This window comes from Idiomarina ramblicola (assembly GCF_003987255.1).
Taxonomy (GTDB): Bacteria; Pseudomonadota; Gammaproteobacteria; order Enterobacterales; family Alteromonadaceae; genus Idiomarina; species Idiomarina ramblicola.
Window position 1 is genome coordinate 1 of record NZ_PIQC01000007.1, and the last position, 15012, is coordinate 15012.

A 15012-nucleotide genomic window follows, 5' to 3' on the forward strand; every position below is an offset into this window, starting at 1 on the left:
GTGCTAACGCGCCGGGGTTTTTTTATGTCTGCAACAAAAGTGATTTGACTTAATTACCTCAGGCTACGACCAAAGTCCAATTTCCCCTGTTAACAATCCCACTTACATTTGTTAACGACCCAAAAACAATAATGTTGAACAACTGGAGGGGACGTTATGGCATTCGAAAGCGAATCCCATGCCAAAGCGTATTGGAAAGAAAACCTCAGCTTGATGCTCAAGCTGCTAGTCGTCTGGTTTATCGTTTCCTATGGCTTTGGAATTATATTAGTGGACGTGCTTAACGAAATCACTTTCTTTGGCTTTAAGCTGGGATTTTGGTTCGCACAGCAAGGCTCCATTCTGACTTTCATCGTGCTCATCTTTATTTATGTGAGGGGCATGGCCGCATTAGATAACAAATACAATGTACACGAGGACTAAGGCGCTATGGATATTCAAACGCTCACCTTTATAATCGTCGGCCTGACCTTCGCGCTATACATTGGTATCGCAATTTGGTCACGTGCTGGCTCAACGAATGACTTTTATGTAGCAAGCGGCGGGGTTAACCCTATTGCCAATGGTATGGCAACAGCCGCAGACTGGATGTCAGCTGCTTCTTTTATCTCAATGGCGGGTATCGTCGCTTTCGCCGGTTATGATGGCTCCGTTTACCTCATGGGTTGGACCGGTGGTTATGTACTGTTGGCAATGTGTCTTGCACCTTACTTACGTAAGTTTGGTAAATTCACTGTGCCGGACTTTATTGGCGACCGCTACTACTCACAAACGGCACGTACTATTGCCGTAATCTGCGCTATCTTGATCTGCTTTACTTACATTGCCGGACAAATGCGTGGTGTTGGTGTCGTGTTCTCGCGATTCCTTGAAGTTGACATTGCAACAGGTGTTATCATTGGTGCAATCATTGTTTTCTTCTATACCGTACTTGGTGGCATGAAAGGGATTACCTACACACAGGTGGCACAATACATTGTATTAATGTTCGCCTATGTTGTACCTGCCGTTTTCATTTCTTTATTAATGACAGATCATATTTTACCGCAAACAGGTTTTGGCGCGACTATCGCTCAAGACGTTCCTGGCGGAGGAAACTATCTACTAGACAGGTTAGATGGTTTGTCTCAGGAGCTTGGTTTTGCCGCATATACTGAAGGTGTGCGTAGTAAGGTTGACGTATTCTTCATTACTGCCGCACTAATGGTTGGTACTGCAGGTCTACCTCACGTCATTGTACGCTTTTTCACGGTACCTAAAGTACGTGATGCACGCCGCTCTGCGTTCTGGGCATTGACCTTCATTTCGATTGTTTACCTAACGGCTCCAGCTATCGCTGCGTTTGCGAAGGTGAATATGTTTAATACCATTAACGGCCCAGAGCTGACCGGTGTTGAATATGAGAACGCCCCGAGCTGGATTAAGAACTGGGAAAAAACCGGTTTGATCACTTGGGAAGATAAGAACGATGACGGCAAAATGTTCTACTCAGGTGATGAGCGTAACGAAATGACCATTGACCGTGACATCATGGTATTGGCCAACCCTGAAATTGCGGATTTGCCTGCTTGGGTCGTTGCACTGGTCGCTGCGGGCGGTGTTGCCGCTGCATTGTCTACTTCCGCAGGTCTATTATTGGTTATTTCGACATCGGTATCACACGACTTACTGAAACGAAATTTGGCGCCAAATATTACGGATAAACAGGAGCTGTTGTATGCGCGGCTTGCAGCTGCCGTAGCAATATTTATCTCCGTTTACTTTGGTATCTATCCGCCCGGCTTCGTGGCGCAGGTGGTCGCCTTCGCGTTCGGCTTAGCCGCAGCAAGCTTCTTCCCTGCGATCATCATGGGTGTATTCCATAAACGCATGAACCGTGCAGGTGCGGTAGCAGGCATGGTTGTCGGTATACTGTTTACCTTCTGCTACATTGTGTACTTCAAGTTCGTTGCTCCGGAATTGAATACTCCAGACAATTGGTTATTTGGTATTTCTCCTGAGGGTATTGGTACCTTAGGTATGATCATCAACTTTGTTGTTGCTGTTATCGTACATAAGTTTACTGGTGATGCTCCGGAACATATTCAGGAACTGGTGGAGTCAATTCGTTATCCGAAAGGCTCAGGTGAAGCTCAATCTCACTAAAGAAAAAGTAGTGTACTTAAAGCCCAGCCTTTGTGCTGGGCTTTTTATTGACTAAGTCAGGTTAATACACAAGACTGAAATCGACTGTTTCTACAAACAGGGATTAGCCCCATGGAAGTTAATTCATTTTTAAAGGACTGCCCTCCTTTTGACACCTTGTCCGAAGAGCAACGAAGTTGGGCGGTGTCGCAATTGCAATCTGTTTATATGAACGAACAAAATTGCAATGAGATACTAAGGGATATGCGGCCAGCACTGTTTATCGTGCGCTCTGGTGTTTTCGATTTAAGAGGTGCCGATGGGCGACTCGTTGAAAGGCTGGAAAACGGTGATTTGTTTGGTTATCCGTCATTACTCTCCGGTCGTGAGGTGGTAAATAAACTTCAAACCATAGAAGACGGTATTGTTTACGTTCTGCCACAATCGGCATTTGATCGACTCCGCAATGTCTCCAGAACCTTCGAGCAGTATTTTATTCGAGCCCATGGTCAGAGATTATTAACAGAGCAACAAGGTGATGACGAGACGGGCAGTGACTGGAGCGAGCAGACGATTGGCAGCGTAGTGACAATGCCTCCTGTCAGTTTACCGAGTGATACCTCTGTTCAGGAAGCGGCTAAGTTAATGGCAAAGCACGGTATATCGTCAGTTTTGGTTGTCGACGATACCCAACTGGTCGGCATTTTAACGGATAGAGATCTGCGGAATCGGGTTGTGGCAGAAGGCTTACCTTTGGATATTCGGGTTTCGGCTGTAATGACACAGCTACCGGAGTCGGTTTATGAGAATCGCTCTTTAATGGATGCATTAACCACAATGACCTCCAGCAACATTCACCATCTGCCTGTGGTGAATGATCAAAATCAACCCGTGGGAATGGTAACGGCAACTGATTTAATTCGTCAGCAACGCAGTGACCCAGTGTTTCTTATTAGTGCCATTCGTAAAGCCAGTAGTAAGTCGCAGTTGATAGAAGAGGCGCAAAAGCTGCCTGATTATCTGCAAACGTTCGCCAGTAGAGTGAAGCAAACCTCGATGCTCGGTCGACTTATGGCGTCAGTTACTGACGGAATGACGCGTCAGCTTATACAGTTATACGAACAGGAACACGGTGCAGCGCCTGCCGCATATAGCTGGTTGGCCTTTGGTTCTCAGGGACGGGAAGATCAAACACTAAGTTCGGACCAGGATAATGGTCTTTTACTCAGTAATGGTTTAACAGATAAACAGAAAGATTGGTTTGCAGGATTGGGGGACTATGTCTGCGAGGGGTTAAATGAGTGTGGCATTCCTTCGTGCCCGGGCAATATTATGGCCTCGAATCCAGACTGTCGAGGAACGATTGATCAGTGGAAAGAGCGCTTTCAGGGGTGGGTTGAGAGTCCGACACCTAAAGCCTTGATGTATTGTCAGATATTCTTTGATAGTCGACCGGTCGTTGGTCCTGGACGATTCTATCAGCAGTACCGTTCGGCGATTGCAGATCTCGCCAAAAATGAGATGTTTTTAGGCAACTTGGCTATTTTGGTGAATCGGATAAGCGTGCCTCTAGGTCTGTTTAATCGATTACGTACAGAGGACACCACTGATGGTGATACCATTGATATTAAACGTTACGGTATTGCGTTGATTAATGATATAGCACGCATTTACTCATTACAGGCTGGAATCACCTCTCCCGGTACGCCAGCGCGTTTATCTGCGTTAAAAGGGAGCCGACTGCTGAATCGACAGGATAATCAATCGTTGCTGGAAGCCTGGCAATTTTTAACGCAACTTAGGTTAAACCATCAGTTAAAAGTGTGGGGAAGTGATAAACCCAAGAACGCGATCGATCCTGATGAATTGAGCACATTGTCTAGACGTCAGCTTAAAACTGCATTCAAGATCATAAAAGAAGCGCAGCAAGGTGTTGGCCTTAAGTTTAGCCGGCAAGGTTACTAGCTATGGCTCAATGGTTGCAGAGACTCGCGCATTGGTATGATAGACGCCAAAAGCTGAAACAGCCGTGGCAAAATTTGCGATATGTTGCTGTTGATATCGAAAGCACTGGGTTGGATCCTAAAAAGCATCAAATATTATCAATAGCCTGGATGACTATCCATCCGCCGGTAATGCATTATGGTAATGCCCAATATCATGTTTTCTCCCATGGTCAGGAACTTGAGTTAGGTCAGAGCCCGACAATACACGGTTTAACTGAGCAGGATTTTTTGCATAGCTCAGAACCTAAGCAGACATTTGGCATGCTAAGCCGGGCCCTGAACGATGCTGTACTGGTGTGTCACCATAAAGGGATGGACTGGCGATTTCTGAAGTACATTGAGTCGCAGTACGGAACTTCTTTTAAGCCTCTGGCAATTTTCGATACGCTAGCCTTTGAGAAGAAAAAGCTGGAAAAGGACCCTCAACAACCTATTCAAGGTGGACAACTGACGCTCAGTGCCTGCCGACAACGCTATAACTTACCAGACTACCATGCTCACCACGCGTTAACTGACACTGTTGCCTGTGCAGAACTGTTCTTAGCTCAATGCTATCAGGCTCGTCAGAAAAATGAGCGGTTATTAACTTTTTAAGATCGTCATTTTAACCCCGGATATTCCTTTTATAACCTTTTTTTAAACAATTGATATAGTAATTAAATCAAAAGATCTAATACATTTTGTTTACATAAAAATAACTTGTTGCTAAATTCTATACTGTTAGAGGTTAATCTCTGACCAATAATAATAAATCTCCGGGGGATTTAACTTATGAATAACATCAAGTTTCGCAAAAGTTTAATTGCGGCAGCAGTGGCGGGAACCATCAGTTTTCCTGTTCTGGCTCAAGACCAAGATCAAGAGTCTACTGATGCTGCGGTAGAAGAATCGGTTGAGCGAATTCAGGTTACGGGCTCACGTATTCCGCAGTCTGCTAACGTCGTTAGCTCTAGTCCTATTTCCCAGGTTACTTCTGAAGAGTTTGAATTCAGTGGTAACGTCCGCGCTGAAGATTTGGTGAATGATTTACCTCAAGTCTTCCCGGGTCAAACATCAACAGATTCAAACGGCGCTACTGGTACAGCAACGGTTTCTCTGCGTGGTTTGGGACCTCAACGCACCTTGGTTTTAATGAATGGTCGCCGTCTGGTTATGGGGTCTCCATTAGTGGGGGGTATTTCTCCTGACTTAAACCAAATTCCAAGTGCTTTAGTTGAAAATGTGGAGTTGCTCACAGGTGGTGCATCTGCAACTTATGGTTCAGACGCAGTAGCTGGTGTTGTTAACTTCATCATGAAAGACGATTTCGAAGGCGTTAAGCTCGATTATCAACACAGTTTTTATCAGTATGATAATGATAATGACAACGGAGTAGCACAAGCAGCCGAAGAAGCCGGATTTCCTCTAGCCCCCGGTTCTGGCCGAGATGGTCACATGAACGACTTTTCAATCATCATTGGCTCTAACGCTGATAATGGGAAAGGCAATATTACAGCTTACGCGACTGTTCGCGATATTAAACCAATCACTCAGGATAACCGCGATTACAGTATTTGTGCTTATGACCGCGACCCTGATACCGGCGAGTATTTCTGTGGTGGTTCCGGTACTATTCCGGATGGTCGTTTAACTGACTTTACTGCAGGCGGCTATGACTACTATATTGATGAAGGGACTTTACAAGAGTATGACGGACGTTTATATAACTTTGGTCCGGTAAATTACTACCAACGCCCGGATGAACGAGTGACTTTAGGCGCTTTCGGTAAATATGAATTAAATGACAATATTGAGTTCTTTGCCGAACTTGGTTACGTGAAAGACCGTAGCGTTTCTCAAATAGCCGAGTCAGGCGCTTTCTTCCCTCAAGTTGATTTAAACTGTGATAATCCGCTTTTCTCAGATCAGCAAAGAGATACTATCTGTGGTGCCGGCGGACCAGCACAAGCCTCAGGCGATCCTAATGTCTGGGAAGGTGTTTATATTGGCAAGCGAAATGTAGAAGGTGGTCCTCGCCAACAGGATCTTCAACACATTTCACATCGCGGCGTATTTGGTATTCGCGGTTTCCTAAACGATACCTGGAGTTACGACTTATCAGCCAACTTTGGTAACGTCAGTTTGACTTCGGTATACGAAAATGACTTTAGTATCACTAATATTGGCCGTGCTCTCGATGTGACAACGGATCCGGATACCGGTGAAGCCGTTTGTAGTGCAGCACTCAGTGGCGTCGACCCAAGCTGTGTGCCGTGGGATATTTTTGGCCCTAACATCTCTGATGAAGCGTTAAGTTATTTGACCCTTCCATTGTATGCGACAGGTGAAACAAACTTACGCGATATTACTGGTTACGTGATTGGTAACTTAGGTGATTATGGCGTCAGAACGCCTTGGTCATACGGTGGCGTAGAGCTGCTTGCGGGTGTTACAAGTCGCGATGAGAAGCTCATATTCCGTCCGGATAGCAACTTTGAATCTGGTGATGGTGCAGGACAAGGTGGTCCGACTATTGGTACTGAAGGTTCATTAGGTGTTGAAGAGTTCTTCACCGAAGCGAAAATCTATGTTGTGGATGACGCTGACTGGGCTGATAGTTTTGTTGTTGACTTGGGTTATCGTTATTCAGATTACACAACAGACAAAACAACGGATACTTACAAAGTGGCTGTTGGTTGGGATGTTAACCAGGAAATTAAATTACGTGGTAGTTTCCAGCGCGCGGCCCGTCATGCGAACATTCGTGAATTGTTCGATCCGCAAAGCTTAGGCTTGTACGACATGGATAGTGACCCATGTGCCGGCACAAACCCTGAAGCGACTCTGGAAGCATGTCAGAACTCTGGGGTAACTCCTGCTCAGTATGGTTCAATTCCACAAAGCCCTGCGAGTCAGTATAACGCTATCTTTGGTGGTAACCCGGATTTGGAACCTGAAACTTCTGACACGATATCTGCTGGTTTTGTTTATCGCTCGTTAGATGGCAACTTCGATATATCGGTCGATTACTTTGATATTAAAGTAGAAGACGCTATCGGTACGGTTGCTTCAGAAACAACACTAGACTTGTGTCTTGAAACGGGTGATCCAACTTTCTGTGACTTAATCAGTCGAGGTGAAAGCAGTGGTTCACTTTGGTTAGGTCAGGACAGTATTGTCGAAACCAACGTAAACATTGGCTTTGAACAGCGTTCAGGTTTTGATATCAACTCAACGTATACTCATGAGCTGAACAATGACTGGGGTCGTTTGAAATTTAACTTAGTGGGTACTTACTTTACTAAGTTTGATACACAGCCTGTTGTTGGTCTTGCGACAACTGAGTGTGCTGGTAAATGGGGTGGTACTTGTGGTTCACCAAACCCTGAGTGGCAGCATAACCTACGTGCAACATGGATGAACAATGATGGCGTATCAGTGTCAGCCAACTTGCGTTCTCTGGGTGCAACTGAGCATTTGACCGGCACGTCACGTGACATCAGTAACGAAAGCTACTTAGATCTGACAGGTCGTTACATGTTTGCAGAAGGCGCAACGGTTAGCATTGGTGTTAACAACATCCTGGCTAATGATCCTCCTTACCTGACTGGTGCAAATGGTAGTAATGGTAACACTTACCCAGGTTATTTTGATGCGTTAGGTCGTTATGTATTCGCAAGCATTTCTTACGAATTCATGTAACAGTTTGAACTAAGTATTAACTTGTTAAAGCCAGCTGCTTGCAGCTGGCTTTTTTGTATACAATGGGCTTAACCTTTGTTTTATATTTTAACGTTTAAGTTTAATAATCGCGCTAATTGTCTATGATTTGTTCGATCAAATTCTCCGCGTAAAGAAACCCCTCTATTTACTCTTGAAATCTAATTACTACAGCGTTAAAAGGTTGTCACCGAATGTCGTGTGTCAATTCAAAAATGACTATTTACACCATCGGTTTCATGTTGCTTTTCGCCAATCAAGCAACGTTAAAAAAATAATGTTCCAGGGAGTAATCTCATGAATAACAAACTGTTTCGCCGCAGCGTAACTGCGGTTGCAGTTGCGTCTACGCTTGCGTTTCCTGCGTTAGCGCAAGACAATACTGATGATCAGAATAAAATTGAACAAATTGAAGTCACAGGTTCTCGTCTGAGCAGAGCGAGTATGGAAACCCCAGTACCTGTGACTGTTCTCGGACGTGACGATATCGTTCAGACAGGGGCAATTAATGTGGCTCAAGTACTGAATATGTCACCCGTTGCTATTGCTGGCTCTGATCAGTCGAACTCTGCATTCAGTACAACAACCGTTGGTTTGAATACAACGGAATTGCGTAACATGGGTGCGGCCCGCACCTTAGTTTTGGTTAACGGTCAGCGTTTTGTTTCAGGTGTTGATCCATCAACCGGTTACGCTGTTGACTTAAATGCTATCCCTACCGTAATGATCGAACGCATTGAGATACTGAAAAGCGCTTCTTCTGCGGTTTACGGTTCAGATGCGGTAGCGGGTGTTGTGAACATCATTACTCGTAAAGATTTCGACGGAGTCGAGGTTAACGCTCAAACGGGTATTTCCGGACAACACGATCGCCAGACTCAGAATATTAACCTAACCACAGGTAAAGACTGGGCTGACGGTAATGCGTGGTTTTCTTTCGGTATTGATAATGACGAAGGATTAAAATCTACTGACCGTTCATTCTCTGCTGTTGATCGCGCTATTCTGCTTGACGATGACGGTAACGAGTACGTCGGTGATGTGCTGTCGTCTTATCCATCTCAGGGACGCATCACTACTGACAATAATAGCTATAATGGTGACGGTACGGAATACTCAGGTGGTTTCAACCGCGCTAGTGCGCGTCAGTTAGTGACTCCACTGGAACGCCGGTACGTTGCTGCTGAAATTCGCCAGGACCTGGAAAGTGATTTAAGTGTCTTCGGTTCTGTCCACTGGAACTCGGCTGAAACTCAAGGCTCAACCATTGAACCAACGCCTTTCAACATTGGTGAAGACTTATGGATGAACCATCGTGTAGAACAACCTATCGATGGCCTGAGTGTGAACTCTCCTTTAGTACCTGATCTGCTACGCCAGAACTTACAAGCTGAAGGTATTGAAAATTTAAATGAAACCACATTTGTGCGTCGTATGAGCGAGTTCGGTCAACGCTCTACCGATGTGACTCGTGATACGTTACGTATTGCCACGGGTTTCAATTATGACATTAACTACAATTGGACCTGGGACACTTACATGACCTGGGGACGTACCAACCAAGAACAGTTAAACGGCGGTCAAGTTAATACCGATCGTGCTCGTTTAGCGTTGGATGTTGTCGAAGATGGTAACGGCAATTTGGTTTGTGCTGATCCAATTGCGCGCATGCAAGGCTGTGTTCCTTTGAACTTATTTGGAGAAAACTCCGTTTCTCCAGAAGCAGTTGACTATATCTCAACTCCAGCTAAAGCAACGGGTACGGCGGAACAGTTTGTCGTACAGAGCGTTGTTTCTGGTGATCTGCCAATCGAAATGGCTGGTGGCTTTGTCGGATTAGCCGGTGGTCTTGAGTATCGCGAAGAGAAGGGTACCTATAGCCCGGGGGACTTGGCTCAGACAGGCGCATCAAGCACGAACCTTTCTGAACCAACTGATGGTCGTTACGATACAAAAGATATTTTCGTGGAAACTCGCCTTCCTGTCCTAATGAACCTATCGGTTGATTTGGCTGCGCGTTACTCTGATCATTCAGCGACTGGGTCTGCAACGACCTGGAACTTAGGTACGGAATATGAGCCGGTTGATGGCTTTAAACTTCGTGCGTCAGCTGCGACCGCTATCCGTACACCGAATATCTCTGACCTGTACTCGGGTGCCGGCGAAACTTTTGCTGCGGTTTCTGATCCTTGTGTCGATGTTACTGCCAGCACCACAGGCAACATAGCCGAAAACTGCCGTTCTATTGCTTCGGTTGATAATCGTATTCAAAATGATGGTTCTTTCACGTTGACGCAAGCTGAAGCTCAGGGTACCGGTGGTATGATCGGCGGTAATCCGAATGTCAAAGAAGAAACTGCTGACACTTACAGCTTAGGTGCAATCTGGCAGGTGACTGATGAATTATCAGCAACAGTTGATTACTACAACATTGAAGTAGAAGACGCGATTGCAATTACAGGTCGTTCTACTGTACTTCAACGTTGCTACTCAGTTAACCCGGATAACTTCGATGCAAGCTGTAATGATCAAGTTTTCCGCAGCTCTGACGGTGTTTTGGTTGATGTTGACAGCAGCTCTTCAAACGAAAATATCATCAGCACTTCTGGTGTTGATCTTGAGTTGAACTACCGTAAAACTATTGCTGATGGTCAGTTTTCAGCGGACCTTATCTGGAACTACATCGACGAATACTCAATCGAGTCAATTTATGATGGCAGTGTTGAAAATTATGAAGGTGAGATTACAACACCAAATCATAGAGCCAACTTGAACTTGGCTTATTCTCTGAATGACTTGTCATTCTCCTGGAGAATGCGTTATTGGGACAGCGCTAAAGATTCAATGAACGGTTATAACTATAACTTCACGAATTATGCGCCGTTGGAAGAGTTTAATAACGTGGGTTCGGTAACTTATCATGACATTTCCGCTCGCTATTTCATGAACGATAACTATGAATTCAGCGTTGGTGTTCGTAATGCCTTTGATAAGAAACCACCTATGTTACCGCAAGGTACTGTGAGTGGCGGAACAGGCATTAATACGGCGTCAGAAGCCTATGATGTTACTGGTCGTTACTACTTTGCCGGCGTAACAATGCGTTTCTAAAAAACTTTCCTTAAAGTTTTAAACCAGCTAAAGCCAGTCGATGTTTTCATCGACTGGCTTTTTTTATGCCGGATTATTGATTGAAAGTTGGCTGACATAAAATTTGCTGCATAGTATGCTCAGATAACAATTATGCTGATGAAGAGTGGAGTATCCATGACAACAACAAAAAATCCGTGGAATAGTTATTGGCAAAAAGGCGCTAAAGCCAGCTTTTTAGATGAGAAGTCTCGTTTACAAATCTATCAAATGAGAAAGTTCTGGTTTGAGCGGATGGAAGAGTTTGAGCCCAAGCAACCCATTGTCGATGTCGGAACGGGTAATGGCATCGTTGTGGAATGGCTCACTGAGTATGCTGGGGAAAAGACGAAAAAGTTGACCCTGATGGGCATCGATTCAGCTGATATTAACCCACCGAACAAAGACTTAAAGCTTTCTGGTAACACGCCTTATGAAACGTTCAGGCTCCCTTCTAATAAAAAAGTGGGTACTTTCGTGTCCCATTTTGGGTTGGAGTATGGTGACGTCGATGCTGGCCTTAACAATCTGTTTGCGCAACTAAAGCGTGGCGGGTCTTTAGTCGCTTTGGTTCACTCTAAAGAATCGGTTATCTACCTTAAAAGCCTGGCAATCTACGACTTTATTCCATCTGCAATCAAGCAGTTACGAAAGTCTGTACAAGTATTGCAAGAAGCTCTGTTGAAACATGGTCCCGGTAACCTGCCAAAGTCTGCGCTGGAAGCACAGCAGCGGCTAAATGAGTTTGCCCGCAAGCATCAGCGTAGCCCGGCTTTTCATGCAATGAACTTTGTTCCTGCGACTAAGCATTTATTGCAGGCCGCAGCTTCTGGTCAAAAAGACGAGTCGCTGAAGGTATTCGAAGACTATCTGAACAATATTACAGAACATAAAGGACGATTAACCACGCTCTTAAAAGCGACAGACGAATTGGAAGGCATCGACGCCATCCAAAAGCGTGTAGAGCAGGCAGGTTTTAAACAGGTCAAGGTACAGCAGGTGCAGTTTCCTGAAACGGGTATTGTCGGGAACTGTATACAGGCAACCAAATAGTTTCTGTCAACCCAAGGTCCTGAAATGGGATTGGGTTTATCGGGTACCGTTGAACTCAAGGGCTCATTAAGACTTAGGTAGCGGATTCGTTACATTGAACAAACATCCTCAACAAATTCGATACGAAAAGTTTACAAGCATTTAACTTCCTGTTAGATTCTAACCAGCTTCTAACAAAAGAAGCGATATAAAAAAAACGTTCCAGGGAGTTTTTACTCATGAAAAATATGACATTTCGCAAAAGCTTAACGGCTGCAGCAGTAGCTGCGTCTTTAGGTTTTCCAACGTTAGCCATTGCGCAAGACGCGCAAACTGACGTGCAGGCAGAAGAAGAAGTAGAACGCATCCAGGTTACTGGTTCACGTCTAAACCGTACTGACGTTGAAGGCGCAACACCAGTTATGGTCATTGACCGTGCTGACATTGATGCAACTGGTTTCCAATCCGTTTCTGACGTTCTGCGTAACAACAGTTTCAACGTTCAGGGCTCAATTCGTGAAGAATCGGGTAACACCGCTCAGGGCCAAGCTCAGATGAGCTTACGCGGTTTAGGTTCAAACCGTACGCTGATTCTTTTGAACGGTCGCCGTCTGCCAGGTTCTCCGGTAGGTGATGGTCAGTCTCAGAACTTGAACACCATTCCTTTCGCTGCGGTAGAACGTATTGAAATTCTGTCTGATGGCGCATCAGCGGTTTATGGTTCTGATGCTATTGGTGGTGTTGTTAACATCATCATGAAAGAAGATTACAACGGTCTACAGATCACTGCTGATAAAACCATCAGTGACCGCGAAGGCGGTGACGAAAAATCTGTTAGCATCGTCGGCGGCATCGCAGGTAAATCTGGTAGCATCACTGTTGGTTTAGAGCACGACCGTAAAGACATCATCTTCTCACGTGATCGTTTCTTCTTTGAAAGCTATAACTTCAACGATGAGTCGACTATGTTCGAAGGTCGTCCAGACTACCGTGAAACAACTGGTTTCTCGCAGTATGCGCGTAACATTGTTGACCCTAGCACTGGCGTACTGAGCTCAATGGTCAGTGATGACTGCTCCGTTTATGGCGAAGAGTACTCAGGTGTTTGGTCTGATAGCGCGTACCCGGGTGATACCACTTGTGGTTACGAGCATACATTATCATCTGCTGCATCAGCATCTTTGGATCGCTACAGCCTGTTTGTAGATGGTAAGTACAACATCAGCGATGACCACCGCTTCTTTACTCGTGCGCTATCTTCGCGTACTAAAAGTTTTGGTCGTTATGCACCAGCAGCCGGTTTCTTCGTTTGGTCTGGTGAAACCTTACCAGAAGAAACACTAAGCGACGGTCAGACGCTTACCGAGATGAATCCAGGTGACTACGTTTACTACCGCTTTGATAACACCGGTCCGGGTCGTGATACTAACCAGTATGACTACCTGAATGACTACACTGTTGGTTTTGAAGGCTACATTGGCTCAATGAATGTTGACTATGAAGTTGCTTATAACCGCAGTATTTATGAAATGCATGAGTGGGGTGACGGCTATGTCAACACTCGTGGTCTTGACTATGCCGCTGCGAACGGTTGGGATCCTCGCCAGCCAGACCAAAGCGAATACTCAGACTTAGTTGCTCAAATGCGTGAAAACTCAAACCGTCGCGCGTCAATGATTGTTGACCGTATCGATTTCGGTTTACAGGGTGATGGCCCAGGCATGAGCCAATGGTTTGTCGGTGGTGAAGTTCGCCGTGAACAATACCGTGACCAGGCTCAGGCACAGAACGAAGCGGGTAATATCATTGGTACCTCTGGTGGTACATCTGGTGGTGACCGTGAAATGAAAGCGATTTTCACCGAGTGGTCAATTCCATTAGCTGACAACTGGGATATGGATCTGGCAGCTCGCTTAGATGATTATTCAGACTTTGGTGATGCGGACTCGTACAAAATCTCGACTCGTTACCAGCCTCTGGATAACTTAATTGTTCGTGCATCAGCAGGTACCGGTTTCCGTGCTCCGTCACTGGACATGTTGTATCAACAGCCAGCATTCAGTGCGTCGTTTGGTCGTGATATCCCAACTTGTATGGGTGGAACCATTTCTCAGGTTCAGAACGATCCTAACTTCGCTGACGATATTGCAGCGTGTTTAGCACAACCAGAGCAGCAGTATGACACTTACATTGGTTCTAACGAGAACTTAGGTCCTGAAGAGTCAACTCAATACGCTCTTGGTGCGGTTTATGACTTTGGAGCAGGTCAAGACTTTGACTTAAACTTCTCTGTCGATTACTACTACACTGAAATTGATGACACTATTACATCAATCGTAGCGCAAGACGTCATGTGGTTGCAGTTTATGGAAACCATCGATACCTATGAAGGTCTTGAATATGACGTAAGTGCTGGTGGTAACCACGTAGTTCAGCCTACTAACTATCAGTCATTCGATACATCAGGTTTTGATGTCAGTGCTAACTATGCACAAGGCATTGGCCCTGGCGTGTTAAATGCTGATTTCACAATGAGCTATGTACTTGAATACAACGGCCAGTTTACTCCTGCTTCAGCACAACAGGATTACACTGAGCTGACGTTAAACGAGTACCGTGCAGACATTACGGTTGGCTATCAGTTGGGTAACCACTCAGTAAACTGGCACACGTATTTCATCCCAAGCCGTTGTCACAGTACTACGCTTGATACCGACACACTTGAAGACGCAACTTTCCAGGCGAAATGCACCACCGATGGTGATGGAAATAAACGTATAACAGGTGGTTGGGCGCATTCAAACGTTCAGTACAACTACAACACACCATGGGATGGTAAAGTGACTCTGGGTGTAAATAACGTATTTGACCGTGACCCAGTATTGGATGACAACTATGAATTTGATACAAGTCTGTATCCATTTACAGGTCGTCAATTCCAGGTTAGCTATACTCAAAACTTCTAATAGTTAAGTTATTGAGTAATAAAAAACCCAGCCTATGGCTGGGTTTTTTTATGGCT

The 15012-nt window shown here is 45.2% G+C and carries 8 protein-coding genes; all 8 read left to right on the forward strand.

Features of this window, described 5'->3' with window-relative positions; all coding sequences use genetic code 11:
- The first annotated feature begins 156 nt into the window (after positions 1–156).
- The 8 genes from CWI78_RS09680 to CWI78_RS09715 all read left to right on the forward strand — a co-directional run bounded on the left by CWI78_RS09680 (position 157) and on the right by CWI78_RS09715 (position 14956).
- Positions 157–423, forward strand: coding sequence for a DUF4212 domain-containing protein (locus CWI78_RS09680; protein WP_126782604.1), 267 nt, complete (start codon positions 157–159; stop codon positions 421–423).
- Between the two features lie 6 nt (positions 424–429).
- Positions 430–2145, forward strand: a complete 1716-nt coding sequence (locus CWI78_RS09685) for a sodium:solute symporter family protein (protein WP_126782606.1) — start codon at positions 430–432, stop codon at positions 2143–2145.
- A 111-nt stretch (positions 2146–2256) separates the two neighbouring features.
- Positions 2257–4089 carry a DUF294 nucleotidyltransferase-like domain-containing protein gene (locus tag CWI78_RS09690; protein WP_126782607.1) on the forward strand — a complete coding sequence of 611 codons (1833 nt, stop codon included), beginning with the start codon at positions 2257–2259 and terminating at the stop codon, positions 4087–4089.
- Between the two features lie 2 nt (positions 4090–4091).
- On the forward strand, positions 4092–4724 hold the full coding sequence (locus CWI78_RS09695) for a 3'-5' exonuclease (protein WP_126782608.1): 633 nt from the start codon (positions 4092–4094) through the stop codon (positions 4722–4724).
- A gap of 177 nt (positions 4725–4901) precedes the next feature.
- On the forward strand, positions 4902–7811 hold the full coding sequence (locus CWI78_RS09700; RefSeq protein WP_126782609.1) for a TonB-dependent receptor plug domain-containing protein: 2910 nt from the start codon (positions 4902–4904) through the stop codon (positions 7809–7811).
- Between the two features lie 315 nt (positions 7812–8126).
- Positions 8127–10940 (forward strand): TonB-dependent receptor plug domain-containing protein, encoded by a 2814-nt coding sequence (locus CWI78_RS09705; RefSeq protein ID WP_126782610.1) that lies wholly within the window; start codon positions 8127–8129, stop codon positions 10938–10940.
- 156 nt (positions 10941–11096) lie between these two features.
- Positions 11097–12011, forward strand: coding sequence for an SAM-dependent methyltransferase (locus tag CWI78_RS09710; protein WP_126782611.1), 915 nt, complete (start codon positions 11097–11099; stop codon positions 12009–12011).
- A gap of 218 nt (positions 12012–12229) precedes the next feature.
- Positions 12230–14956, forward strand: coding sequence for a TonB-dependent receptor plug domain-containing protein (locus tag CWI78_RS09715; RefSeq protein ID WP_126782612.1), 2727 nt, complete (start codon positions 12230–12232; stop codon positions 14954–14956).
- Positions 14957–15012: the final 56 nt, after the last annotated feature.

Excerpts from the sequence above, each read along its gene's own strand:
- CWI78_RS09680 (WP_126782604.1), top strand. The coding sequence starts at position 157 with ATGGCATTCGAAAGCGAATCCCATGCCAAAGCGTATTGGAAAGAAAAC.
- CWI78_RS09685 (WP_126782606.1), top strand. The coding sequence starts at position 430 with ATGGATATTCAAACGCTCACCTTTATAATCGTCGGCCTGACCTTCGCG.
- CWI78_RS09690 (WP_126782607.1), top strand. The coding sequence starts at position 2,257 with ATGGAAGTTAATTCATTTTTAAAGGACTGCCCTCCTTTTGACACCTTG.
- CWI78_RS09695 (WP_126782608.1), top strand. The coding sequence starts at position 4,092 with ATGGCTCAATGGTTGCAGAGACTCGCGCATTGGTATGATAGACGCCAA.
- CWI78_RS09700 (WP_126782609.1), top strand. The coding sequence starts at position 4,902 with ATGAATAACATCAAGTTTCGCAAAAGTTTAATTGCGGCAGCAGTGGCG.
- CWI78_RS09705 (WP_126782610.1), top strand. The coding sequence starts at position 8,127 with ATGAATAACAAACTGTTTCGCCGCAGCGTAACTGCGGTTGCAGTTGCG.
- CWI78_RS09710 (WP_126782611.1), top strand. The coding sequence starts at position 11,097 with ATGACAACAACAAAAAATCCGTGGAATAGTTATTGGCAAAAAGGCGCT.
- CWI78_RS09715 (WP_126782612.1), top strand. The coding sequence starts at position 12,230 with ATGAAAAATATGACATTTCGCAAAAGCTTAACGGCTGCAGCAGTAGCT.